At 69.3% G+C, this 15,495-nt stretch carries 13 protein-coding genes and 1 riboswitch; of the genes, 9 read left to right on the top strand and 4 right to left on the bottom strand.

Annotated elements, in window-relative coordinates; translation table 11 throughout:
* Positions 1-80: 80 nt before the first annotated feature.
* Positions 81-596, bottom strand: a complete 516-nt coding sequence (locus tag JOF46_RS02335) for a DUF4190 domain-containing protein (protein ID WP_209905848.1) — start codon at positions 594-596, stop codon at positions 81-83.
* Between the two features lie 202 nt (positions 597-798).
* Positions 799-1,314: a DUF4190 domain-containing protein gene (locus JOF46_RS02340; protein WP_209905849.1), complete on the bottom strand. Its 516-nt coding sequence runs from the start codon at positions 1,312-1,314 to the stop codon at positions 799-801.
* Between the two features lie 154 nt (positions 1,315-1,468).
* On the opposite strand from JOF46_RS02340, the gene JOF46_RS02345 reads away from it, so the two are divergent.
* The 3 genes from JOF46_RS02345 (at position 1,469) to pgm (ending at position 4,677) form a co-directional block, all read left to right on the top strand.
* Positions 1,469-2,665, top strand: coding sequence for a M4 family metallopeptidase (locus tag JOF46_RS02345; RefSeq protein ID WP_209905850.1), 1,197 nt, complete (start codon positions 1,469-1,471; stop codon positions 2,663-2,665).
* Entirely contained in the window at positions 2,658-2,978 is a 321-nt protein-coding gene (locus tag JOF46_RS02350; protein WP_209905851.1) for a protealysin inhibitor emfourin, read from the top strand. Before JOF46_RS02345 ends, JOF46_RS02350 begins: the two co-directional genes overlap by 8 nt.
* Positions 2,979-3,039: 61 nt before the next feature.
* A complete protein-coding gene (pgm, locus tag JOF46_RS02355; protein WP_209905852.1) occupies positions 3,040-4,677 on the top strand; it encodes a phosphoglucomutase (alpha-D-glucose-1,6-bisphosphate-dependent) in 1,638 nt (545 codons plus the stop codon).
* Between the two features lie 86 nt (positions 4,678-4,763).
* On the opposite strand, the gene JOF46_RS02360 is transcribed toward pgm, so the two are convergent.
* Positions 4,764-6,227, bottom strand: a complete 1,464-nt coding sequence (locus JOF46_RS02360; protein ID WP_209905853.1) for an aldehyde dehydrogenase family protein — start codon at positions 6,225-6,227, stop codon at positions 4,764-4,766.
* An 86-nt stretch (positions 6,228-6,313) separates the two neighbouring features.
* Positions 6,314-6,415, top strand: a riboswitch (TPP riboswitch).
* Here JOF46_RS02360 and thiM point away from each other — a divergent pair.
* From thiM to JOF46_RS02390, 6 genes are all read left to right on the top strand, one after another.
* The gene (thiM, locus tag JOF46_RS02365; RefSeq protein WP_209905854.1) at positions 6,407-7,225 is read left to right on the top strand and encodes a hydroxyethylthiazole kinase; all 819 of its coding nucleotides are present in this window, start codon (positions 6,407-6,409) and stop codon (positions 7,223-7,225) included. It overlaps the preceding riboswitch by 9 nt.
* Entirely contained in the window at positions 7,225-7,881 is a 657-nt protein-coding gene (gene thiE, locus JOF46_RS02370) for a thiamine phosphate synthase (protein ID WP_209905855.1), read from the top strand. The genes thiM and thiE overlap by 1 nt, the downstream gene beginning before the upstream one ends.
* Positions 7,878-9,434: a bifunctional hydroxymethylpyrimidine kinase/phosphomethylpyrimidine kinase gene (gene thiD, locus JOF46_RS02375; RefSeq protein WP_209905856.1), complete on the top strand. Its 1,557-nt coding sequence runs from the start codon at positions 7,878-7,880 to the stop codon at positions 9,432-9,434. The genes thiE and thiD overlap by 4 nt, the downstream gene beginning before the upstream one ends.
* A 135-nt stretch (positions 9,435-9,569) precedes the next feature.
* Positions 9,570-10,895 (top strand): uracil-xanthine permease family protein, encoded by a 1,326-nt coding sequence (locus JOF46_RS02380; RefSeq protein WP_209905857.1) that lies wholly within the window; start codon positions 9,570-9,572, stop codon positions 10,893-10,895.
* Positions 10,896-11,283: 388 nt separating this feature from the next.
* Entirely contained in the window at positions 11,284-11,640 is a 357-nt protein-coding gene (locus JOF46_RS02385; RefSeq protein WP_209905858.1) for a hypothetical protein, read from the top strand.
* A complete protein-coding gene (locus JOF46_RS02390; RefSeq protein WP_209905859.1) occupies positions 11,603-11,806 on the top strand; it encodes a hypothetical protein in 204 nt (67 codons plus the stop codon). Before JOF46_RS02385 ends, JOF46_RS02390 begins: the two co-directional genes overlap by 38 nt.
* A gap of 320 nt (positions 11,807-12,126) precedes the next feature.
* On the opposite strand, the gene JOF46_RS02395 is transcribed toward JOF46_RS02390, so the two are convergent.
* Positions 12,127-15,384 carry an HAD-IA family hydrolase gene (locus JOF46_RS02395; RefSeq protein WP_209905860.1) on the bottom strand — a complete coding sequence of 1,086 codons (3,258 nt, stop codon included), beginning with the start codon at positions 15,382-15,384 and terminating at the stop codon, positions 12,127-12,129.
* Positions 15,385-15,495 lie beyond the last annotated feature (111 nt).

The raw sequence follows: 15,495 nt of genomic DNA on the forward strand, positions 1-15,495 counted from the left end.
CGCATGAAAACAGCGGCCGCACCCGGCATCCAAGCCCGGGTGCGGCCGCTGTTTATTAGTTCCAGGCCGTCGGTGCGGCGTCAGTACAGCCCACCCAGGGCCACCATCACGAAGAGCACCATCAATCCCAGGAACGCCAGCGAAAGATAGCCAAGGACCAGGCCGGCGATGGCCATGCCGCGGGCATGCGGCTCGCGTTTCAAGGCCATGTGCCCGCAGATGACCGCCACGATCTGCGGAACCAGGATCATGCCGGCACTGAAAAAGCCCACGAGTCCGGTCACCAGCGACACGATCGACAGGACGCTGCTCGGGGCCGCTGCCGGCATCGGGTATCCGGGCTGGGGGTAGCCCGGTGCCGGGTACTGCTGCGGATAGCCGGGCTGGCCACCCGCCTGTTGCCCGGCGTGCTGCCCGGCGAATCCGTACCCGCGGCCGTTCGGGGCCCCGGCAACCGGCGGCGCATCCAACGGCATATCCAGGTACGGGTTGCGCGGTGGTGCCGCGTGCGGGTTGCGCGACCAGCGCGGGTCGTTCGGATCGTCAAACGACGGTTCCGCCGCGGGCTCGTGCGCTCCGTCTTCGTCCTTGGCCATGGTTTCCTTCCCCCTCCAGCGACCCGGCCCACACCGCACGGAGGTTCGTGAAGTGGGGCGCGGCTTCTGGTTCCCCAGCTTAGCGACGATCCGGCACGCCGCCCATCCCCGGTTCAAGGCCAGTGCGAAGCCCGATGGAGCCAAATGGGCGTGGCGGCGGGCACCGCGGCCGCAACAACCGGGCCGGCAACGGGCAAAACGCTCAGGCGCCGGGGACGCGTCCGATGATCATGTAGCCGAAGATGATCACGATCACCCGCATACCCAGCATCATGTAGCCGATGACCAGCCCGAACACCGCAATGGGGCGGGCATGCGGCTCGCGCCGCAAGGACAGGTGCCCGCAGGCGATCGCCACGACCTGGGGAATGAGGAACATGCCAAAGGTGAAGAATCCGATGATGGCCGCCACCAGGGAAACCACGGCAAGCTTCCGGCTCCGGCTGGCCTCCTGCACGGGGTAACCGGGCTGCTGCCATCCCTGCGGCGGCTGGCCCCGGCTCCACGCCTCGTTCTGTCCCGGCCGGTTTCCCTGGCCGGCGAAACCGTACCCGCGGCCGTCCGGGCCCCCGGCAATCGGTGGTGCATCCAACGGCATCTGCTGGTAGGGGTTGCGGGGAGGCGCCGCGTGCGGGTTCTGCGACCAGCGCGGGTCCCTCGGATCGTCAAACGACGGTCCCGCATCGGGCTCGTTCGGGCCCTGCTCGTGCGTGGCCAAGGGGTTTCCCTTCCATGCCCGGGCTCGTGCGGCGGGAGGCTGTCCCGCCCGCCGCGCCCTTCGACGCGGCACCGGCCCGCCCCAAGCTTACGTTCGATCCCGGCCACAGCGTGCTCACATCGGTCGCTCAGGATCCGGTGGGAGAGTTGGCACCATGGACAAGGAAACCCAACCTCCAGCCGCAGACCCCCACCCCCGGCACCATGCGGTGCCACCGTACCTGCTGGTGTCGATGGCCGCCTGCGACGGGGCGTGGGAAGCCCCGGCGGCGATGCGCGACTTCATCGCGCAACCGCCGGCGGAAGGCGACCGGGGACTTCCGGGCGAACCTGCGGGCGCGGGCAGCGAAACCCGTCGCCGCATCGCCACCCGCGCACGCCGGACGCTGCTGCTGGACCAGGCACTGCTGCACGAGCGGGCCACCACGCACACCGACATCGCCCGGCTGCTGGACCCCGCCGGACACCTGGTGCGGGTCATTTCCGACGCCCGGGGCGCGGAGACCACCCCCGGAACCACCGTGCGCACCGAGGGCCAGGACCCGGGGCAGGACGAGAACTCAAACCGTGCCTACGACGGGCTGGGCGAGGTCTATGAGTTCCTCGCCGACATGTTCAAGCGCTCCAGCCTCGACGGCGCCGGGCTGGTGCTGCGCGGCACCGTGCACTACGGGCAGCACTACGACAACGCGTTCTGGGACGGCACCCAAATGGTCATGGGCGACGGGGACGGGGAGGTCTTCAATTCCTTCACCTCCTCGCTGTCGGTGATCGCGCACGAGCTGGGGCACGGGCTGCTGCAATACACCACCAACCTGGACTACCGGGGCCAATCCGGCGCGCTGAACGAGTCGATCGCCGATGTCTTCGGCGCCCTGGTGGAGCAGTTCGTTGCCGGCGACGACGCGGCGTCCGCCAGCTGGCTGATCGGCAAGGGGCTGTTCACCAACGCCGTCCAGGGCGTGGCGCTGCGTTCGATGGCAGCCCCGGGCACCGCCTACGACGACCCGATCCTGGGCAAGGACCCGCAACCGGCAACCATGGCCGGCTACGTGGACACGGCCGCGGACAACGGCGGAGTGCACCTGAACTCCGGCATCCCCAACCACGCCTTCTACCTCTTCGCCACCGCGCTGGGCGGCAACGCCTGGGAAACCGCCGGGTCCCTGTGGTTCAACGTGATCGCCACCCGCTCCCTGCCGCAGGACGCGGACTTCGGCACCTTCGCCGAACAGACCCTGCTCCAGGCCCGCCGCGACCACGGCGCCGGATCCGCCGTCGAGCGGGCCCTGGCCGAAGCATGGGACGCCGTCGGGGTCGAACCCGTCATCCAGGAGGCGGTCCATGGCTGAGAACCGCAACGAAGTTCTGGTCATCCGCGTGGCGCGCTCCGGCGGGGTCGCCGGGATTTCCCGCACCGGGATCCTGGAACTCCACGCGCAGCACCCCGTGCACGAACAGGAGGCCTCCTGGCTCCGCATTGCCCGCGACGCCCTGGATGAGCTGCGGTCGCTGGAGGAAGCCAAGGCTCCGTCCCTGGTGCGCGATGCGTTCACCTGGTCGCTGAGCATCGACGGGGAAGACCATTGCGTGCCCGACACGCTGCTGACCGGCCCGGCCCGGACCCTGGCCGAACACGTCATTGCGCTCCCGCGCCGCCCCTGAACACCCGGTGTCCAACGACGTGGGCGGGGCACCGCCGGAGAATCAATGAGAAACTGGTGCCATGGCCCATCCTCGCGCCGGGACCCCGGCACTGCCCCAAGACCTGATCGACCTTTCAGCGGTGCGCGACGCGTACTTCGACATCCACCCGGATCCGTCCGACCCCGCCCAGCGCGTGGCCTTCGGCACCTCCGGGCACCGCGGCACCTCCACCAACGGCTCCTTCAACGAGGACCACATCGCCGCCATCACCCAGGCAATCGTCGAATACCGGCGCGGCGCGGGCATCACCGGCCCGCTGTTTGTCGGCAAGGACACCCACGCGCTCTCGGACCCCGCGCAGGACACGGTGCTGGAGGTGCTGGCCGGCAACGACGTGGCGATCCTGGCGGACGCGCGCACCGGCTGGACCCCCACCCCCGCGCTGAGCCACGCGATCCTGAGGCACAACGCCGATCCCTCGGCCCCGCGCGCCGACGGCATCATCATCACCCCCTCGCACAACCCGCCGGCCGACGGCGGGCTGAAGTACAACCCGCCGCACGGCGGACCGGCAGACACCGATGCCACCTCCTGGATCGCCAACCGCGCCAACGGGCTGCTGGAGGCCAAGCTGGACGGGGTCAAGCGCACCTCGCTGGGCGCCGCCCGCCTGGGTGGCAAGATCGGTTCCTTCGATTTCCTCGCCTCCTACGTCGATGACCTGCCCTCGGTGCTGGACCTGGACGCGATCCGCGCCTCGGGCCTGCGCATCGGCGCGGACCCGATGGGCGGTGCCGCGGTGGACTACTGGGGCGCGATCGCCGAGCGGCACAAGCTGGATTTGACCGTGGTGAACCCCGGGGTGGACCCGCGCTTTGCGTTCATGACGCTGGACACCGACGGGAAGATCCGCATGGATTGCTCCTCGGCCCACGCGATGGCCTCGCTGGTCGCCGCGCGCAATGCCTATGACATCTCCACGGGCAACGACGCGGACGCCGACCGCCACGGCATCGTCACCCCGGATGCCGGGCTGATGAACCCCAACCACTTCCTGGCCGTGGCCATCGACTACCTCTACACCCACCGCACCGGCTGGTCCAAGGACGCCGGGATCGGCAAGACCCTGGTCTCCTCCTCGATGATCGACCGGGTGGCCGCGAAGCTTGGCCGCACCCTGGTGGAGGTCCCGGTGGGCTTCAAGTGGTTCGTGCCGGGCCTGCTGGATGGCACCGGCGCCTTCGGCGGCGAGGAATCGGCCGGCGCATCGTTCCTGCGCCGCGACGGGCGCACCTGGACCACCGACAAGGACGGGATCCTGCTGGCACTGCTGGCCAGCGAAATCACCGCGGTCACCGGCTCCACGCCGTCGAAGCACTACGCCGCACTTGCCGCCGAGCACGGGGCCCCCAGCTACGCGCGCCTGGACGCCGTCGCGGACCGGGACCAAAAGGCCCGCTTGGCCAACCTGTCCGCCACCGACGTCACCGCCGATTCGCTGGCCGGCGAGAAGATCACCGCACGGCTGACCGAGGCTCCGGGCAACGGGGCGAAGATCGGCGGACTGAAGGTCACCACCCAAAACGCCTGGTTTGCCGCGCGGCCCTCGGGCACCGAGGACAAGTACAAGATCTACGCCGAGTCGTTCCTGGGCGCGGAGCACCTGGCCCGGGTGCAGGACGAGGCCAGGACCATCGTCGACACCGTCCTGGGCTAGGTCGGGTACCGCGGGGCGGGCACGGCCATGCCGCGCCTGCCCCGCAATACCGGCAACCACCTACAGGTATGCGACCATAGGCATATCTACATCATGCGCTTGATGATCTTTGATTTCGCCCAGGTGTACGGCGGGTAGACGGCTTTGAGCGTGTCAACCACCGTGGTCTTGCCCATCACCGCGCGCATCTGCGAGAGCCGCTCGAACCCATGCCGCCCGTGGTATGCACCCATGCCGGAGGCTCCCACGCCCCCGAACGGGAGCGAGGGGACGGCCAGGTGCAGGCTCGGCGCGTTGTGCACGATGGCCCCGGCACGCACCTGGTCCCCGAAGGACGACTGCAGCCGCGGGTTCTCGGAAAACAGGTAGGCGACCAGCGGGGTGGGACGGGCGTTGATGAAGCGCACGGCGGCATCGAAGCTGTCCACCGCGATGACCGGCAGGATCGGGCCGAAGATCTCCTCGCGCAGCAGGGCCGAGTCCGGGTGCACATTGGTGATCACCGTCGGTTCGATCTGCAGCGTGTCCTCGTCGTACCCGCCGCCGACGACCACGTCCCCGTCACCCAGCATGGCCACCAGGCGCTGGAAGTGCGCGGTGTTCACGATCCGCCCGTAGTCGCGGCTGGCCAGCGGGTTCTTCCCGTAGAACCCGGTGATGGCCTTGGACAGCTGCTTTTCCAGGTGCCGGGCCGCATCCCCGACGGCCAGCACGTAGTCCGGCGCCACGCAGGTCTGCCCGGCGTTCATGAACTTCCCGAACGCCAGCCGGCGGGCCACCGCCACCGAGGACCCGTCCATGACCACGGCCGGGGACTTGCCGCCGAGTTCCAGGGTCACCGGGGTCAGGTGCTCGGCCGCCGCGCGGGCCACGATCTTCCCCACGCGTTCCCCGCCGGTGTAGAAGATGTGGTCAAAGTGTTGTTCCAGGAGGACCTTGGAGGTCGACGCGCCGCCCTGGACCACGGCGCACGCCCGCCGGTCCATGAATTGCGGGACGAGCCGGCCCAGCAGCGCGCTGGTGGCCGGGGCCAGTTCCGAGGGCTTGAGCACCGTGACGTTTCCGGCGGCAATGGAGGCGACCAGCGGGGCGAGAATCAGTTGCAGCGGATAGTTCCAGGCGCCGATGACCAGCACCACGCCCAGGGGCTGCGGCTCGATCTTGGCCGCTGCCGGGTGCAGCGCGAGCGGGATCTTGACCGCCTTGGACTCCATCCACTCGGAGAGGTGCAGCTGCGCGTGGTCGATCTCGGCGCGCACCATGTCGATCTCGGTCATCTTCGCCTCGACCCCGCTCTTGCCCAGGTCATCGGCCAACGCGTCGACGAAGTCCTGTTCGTGCGCCTCCAGCATCCGCTCCAGGGCCTTGAGCTGGGAGGCGCGGAAGCGCCGCGGGTGCGCCAGCCGGGTGGCGACCACGTCGTGCATCGAGGCGACGATCTCCACGATGTTTTCCGCTGACTCGGGCACCACCGGCGGAAGCTCGAGTTCGCTCAGTGCGCGCGACTCGCGCGGCGCGGTGGATGGATGCGGATTCTCGGTGATGCCCATGATCTAGAGCTTACGGCGTGCGACTTTGCCGCGACAGGCCGCGACGCGCGGTTGACGCCGTGCCCGTGGGGTGGGATAGGCTCGCGCCTAGTGACACGGGGTGTCGGCGCGCCAGCGATCCGACTGAGATAAGACCCGTAGAACCTGATCTAGTTCGTACTAGCGGAGGGATGTTGCTCATGGGATCCATGGCGCCTTCAGTTGTTTTTTCACCCGGCGAGCTCGCCGATGCCCTGGGCGCGCTGCGCGCCTCCACCCCCCTGGTGCAGGTGTTGACCAACACCGTGGTCACCAACTTCACCGCCAACGTGCTGCTGGCCGCCGGGGCCTCCCCCGCGATGGCCGACGTGCCCGGGGAGGCCGGTGGATTCGCGTCCGTGGCCTCCGCGGTGCTGGTGAACCTGGGCACCCCCAATTCCGAGCAGCGCGCCGCGATGGCCGAGGCGGTGGCCGCAGCCAACGCCGCCGGCACCGGCTGGGTGCTGGACCCGGTGGCCGTCGGGTCGCTGCGCGTGCGCACCGACTTCGCCCTGGGACTGCGCGACCTGACCCCCACGGTGATCCGCGGCAACGCCTCGGAGATCATGGTGCTTGCCGAGGCCGGGTCCGGCGGGCGCGGGGTGGAGGCCACCGACACCGTCGATTCCGCCGCCGCCGCGGCCCGGGCCCTGGCGCTGCGCAGCGGCGCCGTCGTGGCGGTCTCCGGGGAGGCTGACCTGGTGACCGACGGGACGCGCACCGTTTACGTTCATGGCGGCAGCAAGATGCTCACCCTGGTCACCGGCGGCGGGTGCGCGCTGGGCGCGATCTGCGCGGCATTCCTGCCCGTGGTGAAGGACCCGCTGCTGGCCGCCGTCGCGGCCCACGCGTTCTACTCCGCCGCCGCCGAACGCGCCGCGGCGGCAAGCTCGGGGCCCGGAAGCTTCGCGGTGCATTTCCTCGACGCCCTGCATGCCCTGTCCCCGGCGGACCTCGCGGCCACGGCGGTGCTGTCCTGATGGCCTCCGGCATCTACCTGGTCCTCGACTCGAATTCCACCGCCGGACGCCCGCTCGAAGACATCGCCGCCGCCGCGGTGGCCGGCGGGATCACCACGATCCAGCTGCGCTGCAAGGACATGCCCGCCGGGGAATTCACCGCCCAGGTTCTGGCCTGCGCGAGGCACACCTCCGGGAGGGCCACCCTCCTGGTCAACGACCGCATCGACGTGTACCTGGCCGCACGGGCCCGCGGCGCCGACGTGCAGGGCGTGCACATCGGCCAATCCGACATCCCCGCGGACCTGGCCCGCACACTCATCGGGCCGCACGCCGTGCTGGGGCTCTCCGCCTCCACCGCCGACGAGATCGACGCGGCCAACGAGCTCAACGCGATTGCCCCGGGCACCATCGACTACCTGGGCGTCGGCGCCGTGCATGCGACCCCGACGAAGAAGGACCACCCGGAGCCGCTGGGCTACGAGGGCCTGGCGGCCGCCGTGGCCCGCAGCAGCGCACCCGTGGTGGCCATCGGCGGGCTCGACGCCACCGATGTGCCGGCCGTTGTGGCCTCCGCGGCCGCATCGATGGCGGTGGTGCGGGCCATCTGCGCCGCCGAGGACCCGCGCACCGCAACCGCCCACCTGATCAGCCTCTGGGAAGGGGAAACGCCATGAACACCATGAATTCCACCAAGAACATCCTGTCCATTGCCGGATCCGACCCCTCCGGGGGCGCCGGGATCCAGGCCGACCTGAAGTCCATCGCCGCCGCCGGCGGCTACGGGATGGCGGCGATCAGCGCGCTGACCGCCCAAAACACCCGCGGCGTGCGTGCCGTGCACGTGCCCCCGGCAGGCTTCCTCACCGAGCAGCTGCTTGCGATCTCCGAGGACATTTCCATCGACGCGATCAAGATCGGGATGCTGGCCAACGCACAGGTCATCGACGAGCTGGGAACCTGGCTGGCGCAGATCCGCGGTGCCGCCGGCACGGCCGTGCCGGCCGTGGTCCTTGATCCGGTCATGGTGGCCACCAGCGGGGATTCGCTGCTGGATGCGGCCGCCGATGCGGCGCTGCGCCGGCTCTTTGTTCATGCCGACGTGATCACTCCCAACATCCCCGAGCTGGCGGTGCTGGCCCGCAGTCCCGAGGCCGCCGACTGGGATTCCGCGGTGTCCCAGGCACGCATGCTTGCGGCGGAATACGACGTGCTGGTGCTGGCCAAGGGCGGGCACCTGGACTCGGAGCGTTGCCGCGACGCGCTCATCGACGCCGACGGGGTGCTGCTGGAGGTCGAATCCCGGCGCCATGCCACGGGCAACACGCACGGCACCGGCTGCTCGCTCTCGGCCGCACTGGCCACGCATTACGCGCGCACCGGGAACTGGGGCACGGCGCTGCGCCACGCCAAGGACTGGCTCTCCGATGCCATTTCCCGCGCGGACGAGCTTTCCGTCGGCTCCGGGCACGGCCCGATCAACCACTTCGCCGGGCTCTGGGACGGAATCCGCCCGGCGCAGGCCCACGACCCGCTGGCACAGTGGTGGGAGCGGATCTCCCCGATCCGCGCGGGCATCGACGAGCTGGGCTTCATCCGCGCGCTGAAGGACGGCTCGCTGGCCCGGGAGGACTTCGAGGACTACCTGGGGCAGGACGCCCTGTACCTGCGCACCTATGCCCGGTGCATGTCGAGGGCCGCGGAACTGGCCCCGGACACCGAATCGCAGCGCTTCTGGGCGGCCAGCGCCAGCGGCTGCCTCGAGGAGGAGCTGAAGCTGCACCGCGGGCGGCTCGACGAGCGGGTCCCGGAGCCCTCGGCGACCACCACCGCGTACCTGAACCACCTGCTGGCCGCGTCGCACGACTATGCGGTGCTCGCCGCCGCGTTGCTGCCCTGCTTCTGGATCTACCAGGACACCGGCACCAGGTTGGCCGCGGCCAACCACGAAGCGCATCCGTACACGGACTGGCTGGCCACCTATTCCTCCCCGGAGTTCGACGCCGCCACCGCGGCGGCCATCGACCTGGTGGCCGGCGTGCACGCGGGCGCCGATGCCCGCGCCCGGGCGGCGATGTGGCGGGCGTTCGAGGCCTCAAGCGCCCACGAGCTGGCGTTCTTCGCGCAGACCGCCGCCGACGCCCCCGGGGCTGCGGCAGGACCCAAGCGCGCGGCGGGGCTCGGCCTCGCCGGGGCCGCCGGGCACGGCGAACCGGTTCCTGTCCGGTAGCCGCGCGGGGGGGCGGGAGTTGCCGGGGGCACTTGCCCGGCGCGGGGTGCGGGTAAAATGCACGAGGGGGTTTTGCACTGTGCACCGCGCGCCCCCGACGCCCGACTCCCGCCCCTTCCCGGAAGGCCCCACCCCATGAGCAACCGATTCGGCATCGGCTGGCGCCTGCACGGCGACGGCAAGTCCATTTCCCCCGGCACGGTGGTGGCCCCCGACGAGCGCCTCGCCTGGCCGCAGACCATCGGCGTTGGCGTCCAGCACGTCATGGCGATGTTCGGCGCCACGGTGCTGGTGCCGACCATCACCGGCTTCCCTGTCACCACCACGCTGCTGTTCACCGGCGTCGGCACCCTGCTGTTCCTGCTGCTCACCGCGGGCCGCGTGCCGTCCTATCTGGGCTCCTCCTTCGCGTTCATCGCACCGGTCACCGGGGCCATGGCCACGCACGGGATGGGCGGTGCACTGGGCGGCATCGTGATGGCCGGCGCCTGCCTGTTCATCGTGGGATTGGTCGTGCAGAAGGCCGGGACCGGCTGGATCCACGCACTGATGCCGCCGGTGGTCATGGGCACCATCGTCGCGCTGATCGGGCTGAACCTGGCCACCACCACCACGGACAAGATCACGGAAGTCCCGCTGACCACCTTCGCCACGGTGCTGGCCATCGTCATCACCACGGTGCTCTTCCGCGGCATGCTCGGGCGCCTGTCGATCCTGCTGGGCATCATCGTCGGCTACCTCGCCGCCTGGGCGCAGGGCCAGGTCGATTTCTCGGCCATCGGCCAGGCCGCCTGGTTCGGCCTGCCCGACTTCGCGGCCCCGGCCTTCCACCTCGAAACCCTGACCCTGTTCCTGCCGGTGGTGTTCGTGCTGATCGCCGAGAACGTGGGACACGTGAAGACCGTGGCGCTGATGACCGGGCGCGAGCTTGACGACGTGAACGGCCGGGCGCTGATGGCCGACGGCGCCGCCACCGTGATCGCCGGGTTCGGCGGCGGCTCGGGCACCACCACCTACGCGGAGAACATCGGGGTCATGGCCTCCTCGCGCGTCTACTCGACGGCCGCCTACTGGATCGCCGGCTCCGTGGCCATCGCGCTGGCGTTCTTCCCGAAGTTCGGCGTGCTGATCAACACCATCCCGGCCGGCGTCGCGGGAGGCGCGGGCATCGTGCTCTACGGCATGATCGCCATCGTCGGCGCCCGGCTCTGGGTGCAGAACAAGGTCGACTTCTCCAACCCGATCAACCTGATGACCGCAGGCACCGGGCTGATCATCGCCATCGCGCTCTTCGGGGACAACGTGCTGTCGATCGGCAACATGGACTTCGGCGGCATCGCGCTGGGCACCGCCGCCACGCTGGTGGTCTTCCACCTGATGCGCATCATCGCCAAGGTGCGCGGCACCGAGCCGACGGACATCGAGGCCATCGGCGGGGCCACGCACTCCAAGCTCGGCTAGCGGCCGGCAACCCCCACCGACACGGACCGGGCGGGCCCCCTGGGGGTCCCGCCCGGTTTTTCGTGCCCCCGGCTTTCGTGCCGCGGTATTCGTGCCGCAGCCGCGCCGGCAAGCTACCCGATGATGGTGATGGGCGGCTCGTTGGCCAGTTTCTCCTCGTGGGTCCGTTGGTGCAACCACCACTGTGCCAAACCCAAGCTGTGCATGGCCATCCACCTCACCCAGCTGTTCAAATGGGCAAGGACCCCCTGCGGAAATTCCTCGCTGGTCCAGGCGCGTGCGGATAGGCTGGCGACAAACGAGCTGCACTGGAGGACCCATGATTTTGCGCTTGCCGAGGCAAGGCCCACCAGCGTGGGCACTCGAGTGGGCAGCTGTCATCGCTGCGTTGGCACCCATCATTACCTTGCTCGTCGTTCTGGTTGCCTACCTGGCCTACTTGCAGAGAGCGAAGGCCGACAAGCGTGATCAATGGTGGAAACGCGCCCAATGGGGGATTGAAAGCGCGCTGTCCGACGACCCCGCCCGGCAGGAAGTCGGAGTGATCGTCCTGGACAACCTGGACCGCAGCGGCTTGGCCACGCGCGAGGACGCTGCACTCTTCAATGAGGTGGCCCTTTCCGTCATGGTTGACAACCTGGACGAAGAATATGATCTGGCCACTGCCGGCGATCCGGGAGATAATGAAGCAGAGGGAGGCGAAAGTGATGCCCAAAGTCAAGGCCAGGACGGCCAAGCAAGCTAGGTCGGAGCGCAACAAGGTTCTCGAGGAGCCCAGCGACGAACGCAACATCAAGGTGACGCTGGCCTCGGATGGCGGACGGGTGGTCTACGTTTCCGATCCAACGCGTGCACGGGTTCTCGAACGTGCCGACAAGTTCTTGATGCGTGAGCGGACGTACAAGAAATAGTCCATATTCCCTATCGGGAGCAGGGTTTTCCCGCAGTCTTCTGAATGTTGACCTGCTTTTCCTCCAGCCTGTCCTGTTCCGGGATATGAGCGCCCCGCCTCGTCGATGTTGCATTCGCCCAGCGGGAACACCGAGTGAATCCTACGCGTGGGGTGTCGCTCCAAGGACGATAAACGGCCACTGCCCCTCCGCGATGGAAAGACTCAAGACCTTCAGTTGTCCGCAGCCCGCCCCTACACGCACCGGGCGGGACCCCCTTGAGGGAGTCCCGCCCGGTTTTTCGTGCCCCCGGGTTTTCGTGCCGCAGCTGCGCCGGCAAGCTACCCGATGATGGTGATGGGCGGCTCGTTGGCCAGCTCCTCCTCGTGGGTCAGCTTCTTGATGCTGGAGGTCAGCGGGGAGCCGTCGTCGCGCTGCAGCGCAAAGACCGCCTCGATGGACGGTTCACCCTGAAGCACCGGGCCCTGGCCGTGCAGCTCGATGGACACCACCGAGTGTTGCGGGGACACCGCATGGGCGGCTCCGCGCACCGAGAAGTGCACCTCGTCGTCCCCGGCCCGCAGCGAGGCGGTGAGGGTGTGCGGCGTGAGCTGGAAGTGCACCGAGGAGTCGTTGCGGCGCAAATTGAATTCCAGGCCCTCCCAGTCCTCGGGCAGCCGCGGGTCAAAGAGCCAGGCCCCGGTGTCGTCGCGCAGCCCGGCAAAGCCGTAGACCAGCGCCGCCCACACCCCGCCGGTGGAGGCCACGTGCACCCCGTCGGCCGCATTGCCGTGCAGGTTCAGCAGGTCCACGTTCAGTGCGTGCTCGAAGTAGTCGTAGGCCAGATCCCGGTAGCCGACCTCCGCGGCGAGGATCGCCTGCACCGTGGCCGAGAGCGTGGAATCCCCGGTGGTCAGCGGGTCGTAGTAGTCGAAGTCGGCGCGTTTCTGCTCCGCGGTGAAGTCCGAGGAGCGCAGCCACAGCGCCAGCACCGTGTCCGCCTGCTTGAGCACCTGGAAACGGTAGATCACCAGCGGGTGGAAGTGCAGCAGCAGCGGCCGGTGCTCCGGGCCGGTGCCCGGCATGTCCCAGACCTCGCGGTTCAGGAACCCGGCGTCCTGCGGGTGGATGCCCACCGACTCGGAGAACGGGATGAACATCGCCGCGGCCGCATCGGACCAGTCCCGCATCTCGGATTCCCCGATGCCCAGTTCCTCGACGATGCGCGCGTGGTCCTCGGGGAATTCGCGCCCCAGGTAGCCCATCAGCTCGACCGCGTAGGTCAGGTTGAAGCGCGCCATCACGTTGGTGAAGGTGTTGTCGTTGACCACCGCGGTGTACTCGTCCGGGCCGGTGACCCCGTGGATGTGGAAGCTGCGTCCCTTGCTGGTCTCGCGCCAGAACCCCAGCGAGTTCCACAGCCGGGCGGTTTCCACCACGATTTCCGCGCCTCCCCCCAGCAGCAGACCGGTGTCCCCGCTGGCCCCCACGTAGCGGGCCAGCGAATACACCACGTCCGCGTTGATGTGGTACTGCGCGGTGCCGGCAGGGTAGTAGGCGCTGGCCTCCTCGCCGTTGATGGTGCGCCACGGGAAGAGGATGCCGTGCTCGTTGAGCGTCGCGGCCCGGCGCCGGGCCGCAGGGATCATCGAGACCCGCGCGCGCAGCGCGTTGCGCGCCCACTGCGGGTTGGTGTAGGTGAGGAACGGCAGCACGTAGATCTCGGTGTCCCAGAAGTAGTGCCCGGAATACCCGTTGCCCGAGACCCCCTTGGCGGAGATGCCCAGCCCGTCCGAGCGGGCCGAGGCCTGCGCCAGCGAGAACAGGTTCCAGCGGACGGCGCGCTGCAGCAGCGGATCCGCCGCGTGCACCACCACGTCGGAGTTCTCCCAGAACACCGTGAGGAACTCGCGCTGGGCCCAGAACAGCTCGTCGGCACCGCGCGGGACCAGGTGGCTCAGCGCGCGCACGCAGCGGCTGGTCATCTCCGCCGCATCGTACCGCCGCGAGGAGTGGAAGGAGGCGAACTTGTCGATGTGCAGCGCCTCGTCCTTCTCCAGGTAGGCGGAGACCGTGTGCTCGACGCGCTCGGGGGTGACGGTGGAGGTCTCGACGAAATCCGTGGTCTCCCCGGCGATGCGGGTCACGTGTGAGACCGCTGCGGCCACCGACATGTTCGAGCCGCGCACGTAGTAGCTCAGCGCGCAGATCCCGTCCTTGTCCCGGGTGCCGCCGGAAACCAGCGACTCCTCGCCGCTGCGCTCGGACTTGCGCGGGTCGAAGGGCACCTCCCCGGCATCGGACTCGGCCGGGGTGGGGATGGGCCGGGCGTTGGACTGGCCGATCAGCGCCGATTGCACGAAGACGTGGGCGGGGGCATCGAGCAGCCGCACGGTGATGCGGAACAGCGCCAGGTGGCGTTCGGAGAAGGAGACCATGGACCGGGTGCGCACCATCACCCGGTGTCCCTCGGCGGTGCGCCAGAGGGTGTCGGAGATCAGCGTGCCGTCCTTGAAATCCAGCCGCAGCTCGTCCTTGAGGATCTCGGTGCGCCCGATCTCCAGGGCCTCGTCGTTGATGTAGACCCGCACGGTGCGCGCATCGGGCGCCGCGACCATGGTCTGCCCGGCCTCGGCGAGCCCGAACGCTGATTCGGCGTGGCGGATCTTCCAGGTCTCGTGCAGCCCGTTGATGAACATCCCCTCGGTGCATTCCCCGATGCCCAGCGAGTCCCCGCGCATCCCCAAAAACCCGTTGCCCAGCGAGAAGATCGTCTGCTCCACGGCCGGGTCGATGGGACGGGGATGCTCCCGGGTGTAGGACCAGGTGTCCAGCTCCCAGTCGTCGCGGGCCCGCTGGTTGACCAGTTCGTCCAGGTCGTCGAGCACCAGGTCGGCCCCGGCGTCGCGCAGGTCCTGGTGCGGCTGGTCCCTGCCCACGCCGATCACCAGCCCGAAGCCGCCCGCAGCGGCAGCCTGGACCCCGGAGATCGCGTCCTCGATGACCACGCACTCGTTGGGCGACCATCCCAAGTCGCTGGCCGCGGCCAGGAAGGTCTCCGGGGACGGTTTGCCGGCCAGGTTGCGCGCGGCGGCCTGCAGTCCCCCGATGACCACGGAGAAATCGTCGCGCAGACCCGCGGCCTCCAGCACCTCCTCGGCGTTGCGCGAGGAGGAAACCACCGCGACCTCGAGCCCCGCGGCCTGGATCTGTCGCAGGTAGTCCAGCGACCCGGGGTACGGGTCGATGCCCGTCGAATGCAGGATCGCCCGGAACACCGTGTTCTTGCGGTTTCCCAGCGCACAGATGCTCGTGCTGCCCGGCGCGTCGGTGTCGTGGCCCCAGGGAAGCTCGATCCCGCGGTCCGCCAGCACCGCGGCGACCCCCTCGTAACGCGGGCGCCCGTCGACCAGCGCGAAGTAGTCGTCCTCGGTGTAGGGGCGGGTGACGCCGGCCTCGGCGAAGAAGCCGTTGAAAAGCTGCGCCCAGGCATCGCGGTGGACCTCGGCGGTGGGGGTCAGAACCCCGTCCAGGTCGAAGAGCACGGCCTTGAAATCACGGCGGCGGTAGGGGGCGCCGGTGGCAAGGGCTTCACGCATGGTGTTGGATTCCCATCTCTCTGGCGGCGGTCCATGTGCCGCGTAGGATGCCGGCGCAGGCATGCGCCGCCTTGCTTCCGTTCCGGCAGGCCCGGCTTGCTCCAGCCTAGC

The organism is Paeniglutamicibacter psychrophenolicus (assembly GCF_017876575.1).
GTDB classification, from domain to species: domain Bacteria; phylum Actinomycetota; class Actinomycetes; order Actinomycetales; family Micrococcaceae; genus Paeniglutamicibacter; species Paeniglutamicibacter psychrophenolicus.

Excerpts from the sequence above, each read along its gene's own strand:
- JOF46_RS02335 (WP_209905848.1), bottom strand. The coding sequence starts at position 596 with ATGGCCAAGGACGAAGACGGAGCGCACGAGCCCGCGGCGGAACCGTCG.
- JOF46_RS02345 (WP_209905850.1), top strand. The coding sequence starts at position 1,469 with ATGGACAAGGAAACCCAACCTCCAGCCGCAGACCCCCACCCCCGGCAC.
- JOF46_RS02350 (WP_209905851.1), top strand. The coding sequence starts at position 2,658 with ATGGCTGAGAACCGCAACGAAGTTCTGGTCATCCGCGTGGCGCGCTCC.
- pgm (WP_209905852.1), top strand. The coding sequence starts at position 3,040 with ATGGCCCATCCTCGCGCCGGGACCCCGGCACTGCCCCAAGACCTGATC.
- JOF46_RS02360 (WP_209905853.1), bottom strand. The coding sequence starts at position 6,227 with ATGGGCATCACCGAGAATCCGCATCCATCCACCGCGCCGCGCGAGTCG.
- thiM (WP_209905854.1), top strand. The coding sequence starts at position 6,407 with ATGGGATCCATGGCGCCTTCAGTTGTTTTTTCACCCGGCGAGCTCGCC.
- thiE (WP_209905855.1), top strand. The coding sequence starts at position 7,225 with ATGGCCTCCGGCATCTACCTGGTCCTCGACTCGAATTCCACCGCCGGA.
- thiD (WP_209905856.1), top strand. The coding sequence starts at position 7,878 with ATGAACACCATGAATTCCACCAAGAACATCCTGTCCATTGCCGGATCC.
- JOF46_RS02380 (WP_209905857.1), top strand. The coding sequence starts at position 9,570 with ATGAGCAACCGATTCGGCATCGGCTGGCGCCTGCACGGCGACGGCAAG.
- JOF46_RS02390 (WP_209905859.1), top strand. The coding sequence starts at position 11,603 with ATGCCCAAAGTCAAGGCCAGGACGGCCAAGCAAGCTAGGTCGGAGCGC.
- JOF46_RS02395 (WP_209905860.1), bottom strand. The coding sequence starts at position 15,384 with ATGCGTGAAGCCCTTGCCACCGGCGCCCCCTACCGCCGCCGTGATTTC.